The 16,042-nt window shown below is 45.9% G+C and carries 14 protein-coding genes; 6 read left to right on the top strand and 8 right to left on the bottom strand.

Annotation, left to right across the window (positions count from 1 at the left end; all coding sequences use genetic code 11):
* Nucleotides 1–63 precede the first annotated feature (63 nt).
* The 5 genes from gspG to gspC form a co-directional block, all read right to left on the bottom strand.
* Nucleotides 64–507 carry a type II secretion system major pseudopilin GspG gene (gene gspG / locus IHV80_RS00665; protein WP_004735601.1) on the bottom strand — a complete coding sequence of 148 codons (444 nt, stop codon included), beginning with the start codon at nt 505–507 and terminating at the stop codon, nt 64–66.
* 88 nt (nt 508–595) lie between these two features.
* Complete coding sequence (gene gspF, locus IHV80_RS00660) at nt 596–1,816, bottom strand: type II secretion system inner membrane protein GspF (protein WP_192889735.1); 1,221 nt, start codon at nt 1,814–1,816, stop codon at nt 596–598.
* Nucleotide 1,817: 1 nt separating this feature from the next.
* Nucleotides 1,818–3,320, bottom strand: coding sequence for a type II secretion system ATPase GspE (gspE, locus tag IHV80_RS00655; RefSeq protein WP_192889734.1), 1,503 nt, complete (start codon nt 3,318–3,320; stop codon nt 1,818–1,820).
* On the bottom strand, nt 3,320–5,344 hold the full coding sequence (gene gspD / locus IHV80_RS00650) for a type II secretion system secretin GspD (protein ID WP_192889733.1): 2,025 nt from the start codon (nt 5,342–5,344) through the stop codon (nt 3,320–3,322). Before gspD ends, gspE begins: the two co-directional genes overlap by 1 nt.
* Nucleotides 5,345–5,385: 41 nt before the next feature.
* Nucleotides 5,386–6,282 (bottom strand): type II secretion system protein GspC, encoded by an 897-nt coding sequence (gene gspC / locus IHV80_RS00645; protein WP_192890701.1) that lies wholly within the window; start codon nt 6,280–6,282, stop codon nt 5,386–5,388.
* Nucleotides 6,283–6,599: 317 nt separating this feature from the next.
* Between gspC and hslR the strand changes: the two genes are divergently transcribed.
* The 4 genes from hslR (at nt 6,600) to IHV80_RS00625 (ending at nt 11,992) form a co-directional block, all read left to right on the top strand.
* Nucleotides 6,600–6,986, top strand: a complete 387-nt coding sequence (hslR, locus tag IHV80_RS00640; RefSeq protein ID WP_004735595.1) for a ribosome-associated heat shock protein Hsp15 — start codon at nt 6,600–6,602, stop codon at nt 6,984–6,986.
* Between the two features lie 18 nt (nt 6,987–7,004).
* On the top strand, nt 7,005–7,898 hold the full coding sequence (gene hslO / locus IHV80_RS00635; protein WP_192889732.1) for an Hsp33 family molecular chaperone HslO: 894 nt from the start codon (nt 7,005–7,007) through the stop codon (nt 7,896–7,898).
* A gap of 337 nt (nt 7,899–8,235) precedes the next feature.
* Nucleotides 8,236–9,861 carry a phosphoenolpyruvate carboxykinase (ATP) gene (gene pckA / locus IHV80_RS00630; RefSeq protein WP_192889731.1) on the top strand — a complete coding sequence of 542 codons (1,626 nt, stop codon included), beginning with the start codon at nt 8,236–8,238 and terminating at the stop codon, nt 9,859–9,861.
* Between the two features lie 154 nt (nt 9,862–10,015).
* Complete coding sequence (locus tag IHV80_RS00625; RefSeq protein WP_226088498.1) at nt 10,016–11,992, top strand: AsmA family protein; 1,977 nt, start codon at nt 10,016–10,018, stop codon at nt 11,990–11,992.
* A gap of 49 nt (nt 11,993–12,041) precedes the next feature.
* On the opposite strand, the gene IHV80_RS00620 is transcribed toward IHV80_RS00625, so the two are convergent.
* The 3 genes from IHV80_RS00620 to IHV80_RS00610 are packed head-to-tail and all read right to left on the bottom strand — an operon-like array spanning nt 12,042 to nt 14,341.
* Nucleotides 12,042–12,977 (bottom strand): bifunctional GNAT family N-acetyltransferase/hotdog fold thioesterase, encoded by a 936-nt coding sequence (locus tag IHV80_RS00620; protein ID WP_192889730.1) that lies wholly within the window; start codon nt 12,975–12,977, stop codon nt 12,042–12,044.
* A 16-nt stretch (nt 12,978–12,993) separates the two neighbouring features.
* Nucleotides 12,994–13,428, bottom strand: a complete 435-nt coding sequence (gene dtd, locus IHV80_RS00615; protein ID WP_004735590.1) for a D-aminoacyl-tRNA deacylase — start codon at nt 13,426–13,428, stop codon at nt 12,994–12,996.
* The gene (locus tag IHV80_RS00610) at nt 13,400–14,341 is read right to left on the bottom strand and encodes a virulence factor BrkB family protein (protein ID WP_192889729.1); all 942 of its coding nucleotides are present in this window, start codon (nt 14,339–14,341) and stop codon (nt 13,400–13,402) included. The genes dtd and IHV80_RS00610 overlap by 29 nt, the downstream gene beginning before the upstream one ends.
* 42 nt (nt 14,342–14,383) lie before the next feature.
* On the opposite strand from IHV80_RS00610, the gene IHV80_RS00605 reads away from it, so the two are divergent.
* Both IHV80_RS00605 and IHV80_RS00600 read left to right on the top strand, forming a co-directional pair.
* Complete coding sequence (locus IHV80_RS00605; protein ID WP_192889728.1) at nt 14,384–15,025, top strand: DUF2959 domain-containing protein; 642 nt, start codon at nt 14,384–14,386, stop codon at nt 15,023–15,025.
* A gap of 20 nt (nt 15,026–15,045) precedes the next feature.
* Nucleotides 15,046–15,576 carry an AAA family ATPase gene (locus IHV80_RS00600; protein WP_192889727.1) on the top strand — a complete coding sequence of 177 codons (531 nt, stop codon included), beginning with the start codon at nt 15,046–15,048 and terminating at the stop codon, nt 15,574–15,576.
* Nucleotides 15,577–16,042 lie beyond the last annotated feature (466 nt).

Genomic DNA, 16,042 nt, shown 5'->3' with positions numbered 1-16,042 from the left:
GTTTACGTCCTACCATCAATAACGTATCACGCAACAATAACGTATCAAACAACAAGCCGAAGCTTATTGAAAATCCTGCATGTTCCAGTTACCGATATCCGCAGCGATACCTTCACCGCCTTCTTGACCATCAGCGCCAAGAGTGAAGATATCAATCGTACCGTTGTCACCAGGGCTTAGGTATTGGTACTCATTGCCCCAAGGGTCGTTTGGTAGACGTTTAATGTACCCACCGTCACGGTAGTTACGAGGTTCTGGGCTGCTTGGCTTTGTTACCAAACCATCAAGGCCTTGATCCGTCGTTGGGTAAACGCTGTTATCCAACTTATACATATCTAACGCGTTTTCTAGCGCCACAATATCAGTGATGGCTTTTTGTTGATCCGCTTTCTCTTTGTTACCCAAAAGGTTAGGGACAACAAAGCTTGCTAAAACACCAAGGATAACGACAACAACCATGACTTCTAATAGGGTAAAGCCTGACTGTTTTTTCATTTTATTTTTCATTATTTTCTCCAAATTGCAGATAGCGAGTTAAGGGAAATGATGTCCTTTTTCTCGATAATCCAAAAACTAACGTCTGATGAGCAGTAGGTTAACCACTCATTAAATTGTTCATTTCAAGCATTGGCATCAGCGTCGCCATCACGATAAACAGCACTAAGCCTGCCATCAACGCGATAAGGGCTGGGGTAAAGATACCTAGGGCGATATTAACCGTCGACTCAAAGCTTTGGTCTTGGTTGTCTGCCGCTCTTGTCAGCATCTGTTCCAACTGACCGCTCTGCTCACCACTGGCGATCATATGCAGCATCATCGGTGGAAAGAGTTTGGTTTGATCCAATGCTTTACGTAAGCTCGCGCCTTCTCGAACACTGTCTGAAGCCTGTAAAACTTGTTGTTTCACATGATGATTCGACATGACATCAACCGCGACCTTCATCCCTTCAAGGATTGGAATCGCACTCGATGTACAGATAGAGAGTGTTCGTGCAAAACGAGAGGTATTGATCCCTTTCGCTATCTTGCCGATCAGCGGGATACTCAATAGTTTGCGATCCCAACTCATACGAACGCCCGGCTTTTTCAGCCCGGTCTTCACAAGAACAATCACACCAAGGGTCAACAACAGTAGTTGGATACCCCAATTCTGGATAAATTCACTCGATGCTAATAAAAATTGTGTCGATTGAGGAAGTTCTTGGCCCATCTGAATAATCGGCTCAACGATCTTAGGCACTACGGTGGCAAGCAAGAAGGAGACTATCGTCACCGCAAACACCACCAGCACGATTGGGTAGATCATCGCTTGCAGCAACTTAGAACGCATTTTTTGGCGATTTTCAGCGTAATCTGCCAATCGTTCGAGGACCGCATCTAAGTGTCCTGATTTTTCCCCTGCAGCGACCATGGCTCTAAATAGCTCATCGAAGATATGGGGATAATCAGACAAGCTGTCTGCTAACGAATAACCTTCAGTCACCTTAGAACGTACCGCGAGTAGCATGGTGCGAATACGAGGTTTTTCAGACTGTTCGGCAACGGCTTTCAAGCACTCTTCCAACGGCATACCAGATTGAACGAGCGTGGATATTTGACGAGTAATAAGCGCAAGATCAGGCGTACTGATGCCGCGTTTAAAGCTGGTCGATGGCTGAGCACCTTTTGCTGTTTTTGCTTTAGCCTCGGTCATCTCAACCGGCATCAAGCCAAGCTCTTTTATTCTTTGGCGAGCCTGACGAGCATTATCTGCTTCAATTGAGCCTTTTTTACTTTTGCCTTTGGCATCCAATGCTTTGTATTCAAATGCCGCCATACTAGACTTCCTTGGTCACGCGCATCACTTCTTCTAGGGAAGTTACCCCTTTAAGAACTTTGCTCAAGCCATCATCTCGAATACTTGGTGTTGTGCCACGAATTGCTTTATCAATCGCCTGCTCACCCGCTTCACTGTGAATCAACTCTTGTACCGAATCATCAATCATCAATAGCTCATGAATACCGGTACGACCTCGGTAACCTTTGTGGCTACAGTGGTCACAGCCTTTAGCATGATAAAGGGTTAGGCTGTCTTTCTTCTTCAGACCAAACAGCTTTTTCTGTTCTTTATCGGCTTCGTAGGGTTCTTTACACTCGCTACACAAGGTTCGAACCAAGCGCTGTGCCAGAACACCGAGCAGTGAAGAAGAGATCAAGAAAGGTTCAATACCCATATCACGTAGACGCGTAATTGCACCTATCGCGGTATTGGTATGGAGAGTCGACATAACCAAGTGACCCGTCAAAGAAGCTTGTACTGCAATCTCGGCGGTTTCCAAATCACGGATTTCACCGATCATAACCACATCGGGATCTTGACGAAGAATGGCACGTAAACCACGCGCAAAGGTCATATCAACCTTAGGGTTCACTTGCGTTTGACCAATACCATCGATATCGAATTCGATTGGATCTTCAACGGTAAGGATATTTCGCTCATTGCTGTTGAGCTCTTGCAGACCAGCATACAAGGTTGTTGATTTACCAGAACCCGTTGGGCCAGTCACCAAGATGATACCGTGCGGGCGCTGAATAAGCTTACGGAAGTTCTCGTGGTTCTCTGCCGTCATACCCAAGCTGTGTAGATCTAGGCGAGTGGCATTTTTGTCCAACAGACGCATTACCACACGTTCTCCGTGCGAAGACGGCATGGTTGAAACACGAACGTCGACCGCTCGACCACCGATACGCAGAGAAATACGCCCATCCTGTGGCACGCGTTTTTCCGCAATATCCAACTTAGCCATAACCTTCACACGCGAAACCAACAGCGGAGCCAGTTTGCGGCTTGGCGCGAGAACATCACGTAATACACCATCAATACGGAAGCGGATAGACAATGACTTCTCAAAGGTTTCGATATGAATATCCGAAGCACCCTCTTTGATCGCCTCACCTAGCATCGCGTTGATCAACTTGATGATTGGTGCATCGTCTTCTGATTCGAGCAAGTCTTCGTCTTGAGGCAGTTCTTCTGCCAGAGAGAAAAAGTCGTCGTTGTCGGCACCAATGTCTTCCATTAGCTGGCGAGCTTCCGACGAGTCACGCTGGTACGCGTCCGTCAGTTTTTTATCAAATTCGTCTGCACCGATCGCTTGTGGTGTGAAACCATTTTTCACAACGCGGCTTACTTCAATGATAGCCGCCGATTTCAGTGGCTCAACATAATAAAGTATCGGCGCACGCTCTGGATGCTGATACTCCAACACCATCTTGTAGCGATTCGCAAAGCTAAACGGCAAGCGCTGATAAGTACGTGCCGCCCCTACCAATTCAGCCATTATTCTTGTTCCATTTGATCGATGAAGGCTTGTATCTCAGCCGGGTGATTCATGTCGGCACCAAATTTAGGCAATACCGGGATGTTATCGTCATCCATCAATTTCAGGCCTTGCTCTGACTTATACAGCTGCTCAGCACGGATAAAGTTGTATTTACGCTGAGTGATTCCATCGGCTGTCATGCCATCACGAATAATGGTTGGCTTGATGAAGACCATCAGGTTCTTTTTCTCAACCTGAGTGCTGGTTGATTTAAACAGGTGCCCAAGTACAGGGATATCGCCTAGGAACGGCACCTTAGATTCGCTTTCCAGTGCGCGTTCGTCAATCAAGCCACCAAGCACCAGCATTTGACCGTCTTGAACAATTACTGATGTATTTAGCTGTCGCTTAGCAAAACGCACATCAACCGCACCATTGGCGCCTAATACGTTCGATACTTCTTGTTCTATTTGCAACTGAACCGAGTCACCTTCGTTGATTTGTGGCACGACCTTCAGCTTAATACCCACTTCTTTACGTTCAACGGTTTGGAATGGATTATCGTTGCTTGAGCCTGCAGTCGAGCCAGTTAAAACCGGAACCTCTTCACCAACGATGAACGACGCTTCACCGTTGTCCATCACGGTAATGCTTGGAGAAGATAGGATGTTAGAGTTTGAATCGGTTGCTACCGCACTGATCAATGCTGTCCAGTCGCCCATGACGACACTCATTGCTGCGCCGTTCACACCAGAAAGTGCAGAAGCTAGGGTTGAATAGTCACCTTCTTCCGTAGTGGTTTCATTACGTAAGAATTTACCGTCTGAATCATAAACGGCGGTTGTCGTTTCGCTGTCTTTTGCTTCTTCTAAGCCAACCATCACACCACCAATCGAAGCGCCGGTGTTACTGTATTGAATCATGGCGCCCGTTTCTAAGTTACCCCATTGAACACCTAAGTTAACACCGTCACCTTCAGCCATTTCGACGATCAAGGCTTCAATCAAAACTTGAGCACGACGAATATCCAACTGTGCGATGACATCTTGCAGCGCGTTCATGATGTCTGGCTGGGCGGTAATCACCAAAGAGTTGGTATCACTGTGAGCTGAGATCATCACTTGATTACGTTGCGATGAACTGCCTTTGGTTGATGTCTGCTTCTCTGATTGCAGGTTATCTGACACGCCTTTCAGCACATCGACTAAATCTTCTGCTTTTGCGTATTTAAGGTAAATGACTTGGTTGTTGCCCTTGGTTGCCATTTCAACATCAAGCTGTTCAATCAGCCTTCTTAAACGGCTACGTACCTTAGGGTCACCTGAGATAAGAATCGCATTGGTACGCTCGTCGGCAACTAATTTAGGTTGTAGGAATGCAGGTGTGTTTTTCGCATCCGTGGTTTTGCTTAATGCATCGACAATACGCACCATTTCTGCCGCAGATGCATTCTTTAGCTCAACGACTTCGATCTCTTTATCACCCGCTTGGTCAACACGCTTGATGATCTCTGCTAAGCGATTTACAACGGCTGCACGGCCAGTAATTAGAATGATATTCGCAGGATCGTAATGCACAACGTTACCCGCACCCGCATTGTCATTCAGCTGGCGAAGCAAAGGAGAAAGTTCACGTACTGAAACATTACGAACGGTCACGACACGTGTGACAACATTGTCACCTTTGATCATGTCACTGTCACCAACAACTGGAATTGCCGACGTTTTAGAATCTTTGGCTTTGATGATCTTAAGAACACCAGAGTCCATTTCGACAACCGCGTAGCCGTAAACCTCTAATACGTTTAAGAAGAAGCTGTAATATTGCTCTTCATTGAGCACATCGTAACTACGAACATCAATTTTCCCGCGCACCGAAGGGTCAACGATGATCGTCTTCTCTAAGTTGCGGCCAACAATATTAATAAACTCTTGAATGTCAGTGCCCTTAAAGCTGGCACTAAAATCACTCGCGATGGCTGCGGGTGTGCAGATTAAGCTTCCTGCCAATAACCATGCACTTTTCTTAAACCAATGCTTCACGTACTTCTCCTACACTTTCGTCCTTCGTTAGACGCAAAGTTTTAAAATTCAATAAATACTTCATGTTGTTGACCATCTCTCTCGACCACCAGATTTAGCTCTGTCAGTTCTGAGATGGAACGGAATATGTTGCCCATAGCAGCAGGGTCTGTCAGGTCTTGTCCATTTAACTGAGTGGCAATATCTCCGTTTTGGAGCCCAACAGAGTTAAAAAGTTCTGAATCTTTGCCAGGGCTCACACGATAACCAATCACTTTATCGTCACGCTTCACCTGAGACAGTCGAACATATTGGAAGATTTGTTGCGGATCTTTCATTATCTTCGCTTTAATTTCATCAAGCTTCTCTTCTGCAGAAGCGGGGTTGTTGCCACGGACAGAAGAAGAGGCGCGAGGTGGCGCAGGTTCTGAAACGGCCAGACGCTTGTACTCAATGCCTTCAAGCATCAATGTCTCATCTCGACCTGAGTTATCAATAATTACGCGATCGACTAATACCGCTTTTAACTTAGCTCGCGTGCCTTCGATCTCTTCATTAATGCCGTAGGTTGCTTGTGTGCCGCGATTCGCAATCACAGCTAAGCTTAATTTGGGGGTCGAGCTGGCAACCGCCCCCACCAAAACCAGATTCAATCGTGTCTTTGGTGCGTCTTGGATAACTTGCTGCTCAACCACAGCGGGCGTGGTTGGGTTATAGGCACCAAAAAGGTTGCTCTGCTGCAAAGAAGAGATATCAAGAGTTGATTGAGGAGCAGAAGACGATGAAGAGGTTGCTTTCCAAGGCACGACGGTTTGCTCGGCAGGTTCGATAAACCATGCAAGCTGTCCTAAAATCCATGCAGAAGCTGCAATCAACACACAACAAAGAACAAGGCTCAGTTTCTGCTGGAGTAAAAATCCATTCTCTAAAAATCGGTTCAGCACCGGAGAGTTATCCATGCGAAGTTTGAGCTCTAAAAAGTTCACGTTCCCTAACCCTTTCTATAACGAATAAAGCTGTAACTTACTAAACTATCAGCTTTTTTGTTCATAAATTCTGTTCCAGCTTATTAAAAGCATAAGATCCTGAACTATATCATAGCAAATCTATAAATCGGCATTACCTGAGCTATTTTGTAATCTTCCTTGAAAAAAAAGCCAGTCGCCTCCACATAAGCTTCTACTAAATGTGATAAGCGTCATCAAATAAAATAAGTTGCATACTGTGGATAACAGTTAAACCGCATTCATTTCTAACTGAAAAGGCACTGTCCTATATGAAAACGACTAATGAAGCTGTCAGACTCGATAAATGGTTGTGGGCAGCACGCTTTTATAAGACTCGTTCAATTGCTCGCAACATGGTCGATGGTGGCAAAGTCCACTATAATGGTCAGCGCAGCAAACCCAGCAAAATCGTAGAACTTGGGGCAGTGATTACTCTGCGCCAAGGTAATGAAGAAAAGACGGTCACCATAGAGAAAATATCCGCACACCGTGGCGGAGCGCCAGTCGCTCAAACACTCTATGAAGAAACCACCGAAAGCTTGGCAAAAAGAGAAGAGTTTGCACAACAGCGCAAGCTTAATGCTCATAGCCCAGCACCAGAACGTCGCCCAGACAAAAAGCAACGTCGTGACATCATCAAGTTCAAGACTCAATAAGCTAGAAGGAATAGCCAAATGGCAGACCCAATGTCTACAAGTAATGTTTTAAATCGCTACCTATTTGAAGACCTATCAGTACGTGGTGAATTGGTACAGATGGACGAAGCGTACCAACAGATTATTTCTAGCAAGGAATACCCAGCGCCAGTACAAAAACTGTTGGGTGAGCTACTGGTTTCAACGACGCTACTAACGGCGACTCTAAAGTTTGAAGGTTCTATCACGATGCAACTGCAAGGTGATGGTCCAGTATCTCTAGCTGTTATTAATGGCGATAACGATCAGAAGATTCGTGGTGTTGCTCGCTTTGACGGCGACATTGCTGACGACGCTGGCCTGCACGATCTGATGGGTAAAGGCCACCTAGTGATCACTATCGACCCTAAAAAAGGTGAGCGTTACCAAGGTATCGTTGGTCTTGAAGGTGACACTTTGGCTGAAGTACTTGAAGGTTATTTCGCAAACTCTGAACAGCTAAAGACTCGTCTGTGGCTGCGCACGGGTGAGCATGAAGGCAAAGCACACGCTGCTGGTATGTTACTGCAGGTTATGCCTGACGGTACCGGTACTCCAGATGACTTCGAACACCTAGAGCAATTAACTGACACCGTAAAAAATGAAGAGTTGTTCTCTCTAGAAGCAAATGACTTGTTGTACCGTCTATACAACCAAGAGAAGGTTCAAGTATTTACACCTCAACCAGTTGAGTTCTTCTGTGGTTGTTCTCGTCAACGCAGCGGTGCAGCTATCATTACCGTTGCTCAAGAAGAGATCTACGACATCATCAGCAGTGAAGGAAGTGTGGCTCTTCACTGTGATTACTGTGGCACAAACTACTCGTTTGATAAGAACGACGTTGACGCTCTGTACGCAGAAGCAGCAGATAAAGGCGACAATACGGTTCATTAATTTACAGCGTACCAAAAACACGTAATTTACCCCACAAAGGTCAGCGCTCAGCTGGCCTTTTTTGTGATCAAAACAGCGCAAACTCCGTAACATCTCGTAATAAAATCACCGCTTAATTTTAATCAATTAATAATGTTCTCGCCCCTAGCGCAAAGGTTTGCGTACAGGATAGACTAGTTAGGCCAATATGTGACGAGACGCTTAAAACCCCAAGATTAATATGGATACTTTTTGAGCTGTATCCCTGTTTCCCCAGAGTCTCGTTGCTAGCATGGTGAGCAGATAACAATAAAAAATTAATACAAAATCCCTACAAAATATCCTACAAGGAGCACCTATGACCGTTATGGAACATACTAAGGCTGCACAAATTGATCTAACTAAGCACGGACTGACTGGCGTTACTGAAGTTCTTCGTAATCCTAGCTACGAGCAGTTATTCGTTGAAGAGACACTGCCAGGTTTGGAAGGCTACGAAAAAGGCGTAGTAACGGAACTAGGCTCTGTTGCGGTTGACACTGGTATCTTTACTGGCCGCTCACCAAAAGATAAGTACATTGTTAAAGATGACACTACACGCGATACCATGTGGTGGTCAGATCAAGGCAAAAATGACAACAAACCGATTACAACTGAAGTATGGGATGAGCTTAAAGAGCTTGTGACAACTCAGCTATCTGGCAAGCGCTTGTTTGTCATCGACGGTTACTGTGGTGCTAACCCTGATACGCGCTTAAGTGTACGTATTATCACTGAAGTAGCGTGGCAAGCGCACTTCGTTAAGAACATGTTCATTCGTCCAACTGACGAAGAGCTAGCAACGTTCGAACCTGATTTCGTGGTAATGAACGGTGCTAAAACAACTAACCCTAACTGGGAAAAGCAGGGTCTAAACTCTGAAAACTTCGTTGCTTTCAACCTAACAGAGCGAGTTCAAATCATCGGTGGTACTTGGTACGGCGGTGAGATGAAGAAAGGCATGTTCGCAATGATGAACTACCTACTTCCTCTGCAAGGTATTGCTTCAATGCACTGTAGTGCTAACGTCGGTGAAGAAGGCGATGTAGCGATATTCTTCGGTCTATCAGGTACAGGTAAAACAACCCTATCAACGGATCCTAAGCGTGAACTAATCGGTGATGATGAGCACGGTTGGGACGACGATGGCATCTTCAACTTTGAAGGTGGTTGTTACGCGAAGACGATTCGTCTATCTAAAGAAGCGGAACCAGAAATCTACAATGCAATCCGTCGTGATGCATTGCTAGAAAACGTAACGGTTCGTGGCGATGGTTCTATCGATTTTGATGACGGTTCAAAAACAGAGAACACTCGTGTTTCTTACCCAATTCACCACATCGACAACATCGTTAAGCCAGTATCGAAAGCCGGTCACGCTCAAAAAGTTATCTTCCTGACTGCGGATGCATTTGGTGTGTTACCACCAGTATCTAAGCTGACTCCGGAGCAAACTAAGTACCACTTCCTATCTGGCTTCACAGCTAAGCTAGCAGGTACAGAGCGCGGTATTACTGAACCAACACCAACGTTCTCTGCGGCATTTGGTGCGGCGTTCCTTACACTTCACCCAACTCAGTACGCTGAAGTGCTAGTGAAGCGTATGGAAGCAGCTGGTGCTGAAGCTTACCTAGTAAATACAGGTTGGAATGGCACTGGCAAGCGTATCTCAATCCAAGATACTCGTGGCATCATCGACGCTATCCTAGATGGCTCTATCGACAAGGCTGACACTAAGGTTATCCCTATGTTTAACCTTGAAGTACCGCTAGCGTTACACGACGTTGATCCTGCGATTCTTGACCCACGTGATACGTACACTGATCCACTACAATGGGAAAGCAAAGCGAAAGATCTAGCGGAGCGCTTCATCAACAACTTTGATAAGTACACAGACAACGCTGAAGGTAAGTCACTGGTTGCGGCTGGCCCTCAACTCGACTAATCCAATCATCTGCTCGGGTTTAGCCAAAAGCGAACGCCCAATTTAAAGTGATATTTTTGTAGCAAGCCCCTCTTTTGAGGGGCTTTTTTGTTGCTGCTTGCCCCTTTTTGTTCCACTCTGTTTTAAGACTATTGAAATTTAAGGCTTTCAGGGAATGAAAAAGGTATTCATGGTGTTCGGCATTGTGTTGGCTATCGTCGTTGCAACTATCGCAGCGTTGCTATTAAGCCTGCAGACCCAATACCGTGCGGATGTTGCTAACTTTTTTATCAAACATACGATTGAACAACCAGTGCTCATTGAAGATGTTGAGTATCAGGCGCCTTATCACGTCACTTTAATGGGCATTACCCTGCCCCAAGCCCAACCTGAAAAGCAGCCATCTCTGTACATCGACAAAATCGATATCTGGTTCAGCCCTTACTCTATAACGGAAGCCAAATTGGTGTTGGATTCTGTGCTGGTAAGCGGTCTACAGCTGGATACCAACAACCTAAAAATTCTCGATCCCTTGTTCGCGCAGCAACATATCAAGCTCCACCAACTCGCTCTTCATGACTTAGATTTTTCAACGCCGGACTTTAATGCGCGTGGCATCGACCTGCAGATCTCCGATCCCACTTGGAATAAACACAGCTCAATACTGCCCTACGGAAAAACACAACTCACTGCCGCACAACTCTACTGGCAGGACGAAGCCTTTGACAACTTATTGATTGACCTCGATCTAAAGCCCAATGACAGCACCCTTTATGGCGCTTCATTTGAATGGCGAGGGGCCAAGATTTCTGGGCAAGCTGAACAATATCAGCAAGGTTGGTCGCTGGTAAATGTAACCGCTGACGGCTTAAGGCTCGATCAACAACAAACCCAAAACCTATTAAGCAAAAATTGGAACGTAGAAGGCATCCAAATAAACCACATCAACAGTTTAGATATCTTGCGTAGCGATGTGGAATGGAAAAATGGCCACTTAGCTGGCTTCGATGCTTCATTAGAAAATGTTCAGTTGCCGTTTCAGCTGTGGCAGCAGCAACAAGCCACCTTTTCCCTACAAGCAGAAGGCGTCACCATCGATGATGACTTGTTCATCGACCCGAGTATTCAGCTAAACCTTCAACCGGAGCAGATCCTGATTGAGGATTTCTATACCCAGTGGCGACAAGGCAGTATCCAAACGAACGGGGTGGTAACACCAAGCTCAGTTGAACTCGCGCAGCTTGATATTCAGGGCATAAAATGGATTACAGAAAGCCAAGATGAAAATCTACCGGCCACTCGTTTAATACCTTGGCTTACACAGCTACAGCAAGCCTCTATTCACCAACTAAACATAGAGCGTAGCCAACTCATCCAACTTGCAAAAAAACCTTACTGGCAGGTCTCAGGGCTTCATGTCGAGGGGCATCAGGTTCAACTGCTGCAAGATAGAAAACTAGGATTGTGGCAAGGCAAGTTAATGGCCAGCGCCAACGATGCCAGCTACCAAAATATCCTCAGCGCTCAGCCTGTGGTTGAAATGAATAGCGATCAAGGGAAATGGACACTGACACGCCTGTTTATGCCACTAAAACATGGCTATGTTGAAGCGAATGCAACGCTCGACTTTAATCAAATAAGTAAACCGTGGAGCTTAGATATCTCTGCCGATGGCTTGCCTATCTCGCCAATGCTGCAGCAACTAGAATTACCTCTGGATGCGACTGGCTATGGTGAATTCGAACTTCAAGCTGCAGGTTTATACGGCGATTCATTGATGCTGGTCTACTCAACCACAGGTCAACTCACTGGCAGCGTCCGCCAAGGCGTGATGACCTTTAACGATACGCTTTCGGAGACCTCAAGCAATAACGTGTTTGAGATCCCCGAACTCAACGCGAATTTTGACCGTGGCCGCTTTACTCTCGAACCAATGCACATTATTGGTGCATCGGCAGTAGAGGAAGGTTCGCAAAGGGTTCAAACACTGAATGGTGAAGTCTCGGGAGAACTTGATTTGCTGGAACAAGAGCAACATTCACTCTCAATTACCCTTTCCGACCCATGCCACCAAATCTCAGGAAAGCTTGACCAAGTTGAATATTCTGAGATCAATGACTGCCAACAAAAAAGCGCCACTCCACAGGAGTAGCGCTTTCAAAATTTATCTTCAGCTCTTACAAAATGAGTAGCGCGGTTAGCTACTCACTCATATTCGAGTCTGTTGAAAGTATCTTTTTATAATCAGGGATCAGCATATAGGTTCCCGTAAACTCTACCGCTTCCACGTCACCACTGTGAATGGTTACATGAATGATGATACGAGCCTTTCTGCCAGAGGCAAGACGATCTAAGTCTCCACTGATCCCATCCAATGAGGTCGATGCGACTGGGTTTTGCTCTACCGGGTGACGATAACGAATATTACTGTCCGCCAACACGATATCACCGGTCAGGCCACGCTCTTTCATCAATAACCAAGTCATGCCCCAGCCCGTTAAGGTCGCTAGAGTAAAGGCTGAGCCTGCAAACATAGTGTTATGAGGGTTCAAATTGGGATTCAACTGAGCACTACACTCAAACTGATAACCAGTGTATTGGTTAATCTTGATGCCCATCTTGTCACTGATCGGGATCTGATGTTCCCAGCGCTGCTGAAGCTCGTTACACCAATCAGGTTTACGCAGTACGTCAGCCATTGGATCAAGGTGCTTAACCATCTGTTGGTGGCGCACAGGCCCGCGTTGATCGTTAATCTCACCACGACGCTCAAAGTCATTCTTCTCGTAGAACGAGATCGCGTCTTCACGCGCATTACACACCAAGCGCTTTGCGCCCTCTTGGCGAGCCAATGACTCAAGCGCAACTAAAATCAACGAACCCATACCTTTACTGCGGCGAGAATTCTTAACCGCCATGTAGCGGATCTGACCTTCTAGATCAGGAGTGATATAAAGACGTCCAATCGCCATAGCGCGACCTCGACCATCGACAATCATGCGATGGTGACTCATGGCGTCATATTCATCGCGCTCGGAGCCTACCGGCATTCGCCAAGGCTCACGGAGCATCTGCCAACGAAAGTGGTAATACTTGTTCAGTTGATTTTCGGTGGTTGGGGTTATGAGTTTAAACATGCTTATTCCTTTAAGCCTAAACTTGTAGCCAGAATGTCACTGGACCATCATTAACTAACGACACTTTCATGTCGGCTGCAAATCGGCCACGTTCTGTTGGCAGTACTGATTCACATTGGTCAGAGAAATAGTTGTAAAGACGCTCTGCATCTTCAGGGTGAGCACCACGAGAAAAGCCCGCTCTCGTGCCTTTCTTAGTATCGGCTGGCAGAGTGAATTGAGACACCACTAATACTTTACCTTCAACCTGCTTCACATTGAGATTCATTTTATCATCCTCATCTCCAAAGACACGATAAGTGGTCACTCGTTCCATCAAACGTTTGGCTTTGGCTTCGTCGTCACCTTTTTCTACGCCTAATAGAACCAATAAGCCTTGCTCAATCTCACCCACTACTTCGCCATCAACACGGACGGCAGCTTCACTTACTCTCTGGATCAGTGCTATCACTGTTGTTTCCTTGCTCTGTAATTTTGTCGTTATCCGTTGAGTGTACCATTTCTTGCGGGTCACTCCACTGTTCCTGCTCACCAAGGGCAGCCGTCACCTCGGCACCAACCAGCACGATCAACCAACACAAATATACCCAGACAAAAAGAATCGGAATCGCCGCTAATGCGCCATAAATCAACTGGTAAGAAGGGAATTGTGTAATGTAGGCCGCAAAGCCTTTCTTACTGAGTTCGAACAACAGAGCCGCAACCAGAGAGCCCGCAGCTGCATGAGAAAAGTGTATCTTTTTGTTGGGAACCAACAGGTACAAGCCGAAGAACGCAAAGAAAGAGAGAATCAAAGGGAGTTTGCGGATCACGGTATTAAAAGCGCCAGAGACAACTTCATTTTGTAGCAGGCTTAAGGATGTCACATAAGAGGTGGCTGCAATGCTCGCACCAACCAAAATAGGCCCAAGCGTTAACACCATCCAGTACATAGAGAAAGACAACACCGCTCGTCGCTTCTCATTAACACGCCAGATGTAATTTAGGTTCTTATCAATATTGGAGATCAGCATCAACGCTGCAATGAATAAGAACACACTACCGACCGCCGTCATTTTTCCAGTATTGGCAACGAACTCGAGTAAGGCACCGTGCACCGCATCTCCTGAGGCTGGGACAAAGTTGGTAATGACGAAATTTTGAATCACGATACCAACATCAGCAAAGATGGAGAATGACGACAAGATAGAGAGCAGAACCGTCAACATCGGGACGATCGAAAGCAAGGTAATGTATGCCAAGTAGCCCGCATTCACGTTGACTCTATCGTGCGTCATTCGCGCCAAAAGATAGCGAGAAAACTGAATACTGAGTGTGGCGACCTTTTTTATCTTCAACTTGTAACTCCCTTGTAACTCGTTCATAGTCCTAATTAATATTCCGTCACTTAACTATAGGAAACTAGGATGCCTTATTTAATAGTTATAGTCCTCTCTATTTTTACTCTTACTGGATGCCAGTCAGCTTATTACTCCGCCATGGAGCAAGTGGGTTACCACAAGCGTGACATTATGGTCGACAGAGTAGAAGACGCGAAAGAGTCGCAGCAGGATGCTCAGGAAGAGTTTGCCAGCGCACTTGAAGCCTTGAGTAGCCTGACTAACTTCAGTGGTGGCGACCTTGAAGATATGTACAACAAGATCAATGATAAATACCAAGACAGTGAGAAAGCCGCACAAAATGTAAGTGACCGCATTGCTGCGATTGAAGATGTGTCCGATGCGTTGTTTGAAGAGTGGCAAGGTGAGTTAGATCTCTACACCAGCGATTCACTGCGTCGTTCAAGTGAGCAAAAACTGCGTAAAACCAAATCGTCTTACCAAACCATGTTGTCAGCGATGAAAAGAGCTGAGAAGAAAATGGATCCGGTACTCAACACTCTTCGCGACAACACGCTTTATCTCAAGCACAACCTCAATGCGAGTGCTGTCGGTTCGTTGCAGGGCGAGTTTATGAGCTTAGAAAAAGACATCGCCTACGCGATAGAACAGATGAATGCTGCGATAGCAGAATCGGATAAGTTCTTAGCTCAACTCAACCAGAAGTAGCGCTACAGAGAAACAACACGATGCAGCCTATCATTATTACTGGTGGTCCCGGAGCCGGAAAAACAACTCTGATTAATGCCTTGGGTGACATGGGTTACCCAACCTTCGCTGAATCCTCTCGCCAGCTGATAGAAGAACAAAGTCAGATTGAAAATGGAATCTTACCTTGGTTAGATCTTCGGGGGTTTGCTCACTTGTGCTTAACCGTGATGAGTAAGCAAAAAGAGCAAGCGAGGCAGCATTCGATTGCGTTTCTCGACCGTGCTATCCCAGATATCTGTGGTTACTTAGCTCAAGCTAACCTCGAAATAGATGCGATCTATCGAGAAGCGAGTAAAGGCTATCACTCCCAAGCCCTGTTCTGCCGCCCTGAAGCTTCTATCTATGTTCAAGATGAAGTGCGCCCTTATCCGTTTGAAGAAGCATTAGAGATTCACCACGCGTTGGTTGGAGTCTATCAAGAGCTAGGGTATGAGGTTGTCGAGGTGCCATTTATGTCAGTTGAAGAACGGGCTCTATTTGTTAAAAGCCACCTAGGTATCAAAAACTAGATCCCCAACTCAGTCGTTCCTCCCTCTTGAGGATTACTAACATTTGAACGCTCTTCGTATCTCGCATCTCGTTTACTCATACCTAAGCAAACTTCCGTCATTCCCTACAGCGAGGAACGAGCGTGATAGGGAGTCTCTATATGCCGTAACAGAAAGATTCCAGATATCTCGTCCCTCGATTCTGGAATGACAATTCGATGAGTAGATATGGATAAAAGAGAACGGTTATCGAAGATCTCATCCTCTTAGTATCTGGCTATATCCAATCTAAACAAACTACCGTCATTCCCTACAGCGAGGAACGAGCGTGATAGGGAATCTCTTATATACCGTAAACGAAAGATTCCAGATATCTCGCCCCTCGATTATGGAATAACGATTCGATGAGTATATAAAGCACGCTCTTCGTATCTCGCATCTCGTTTACTCGTATCTACGCTAGCGCCATACAAAACAAAAGCCCCGA

It is taken from the genome of Vibrio bathopelagicus (genome assembly GCF_014879975.1).
Lineage (GTDB): Bacteria > Pseudomonadota > Gammaproteobacteria > Enterobacterales > Vibrionaceae > Vibrio > Vibrio bathopelagicus.
This window is presented reverse-complemented; position numbering and strand designations above follow the sequence as displayed.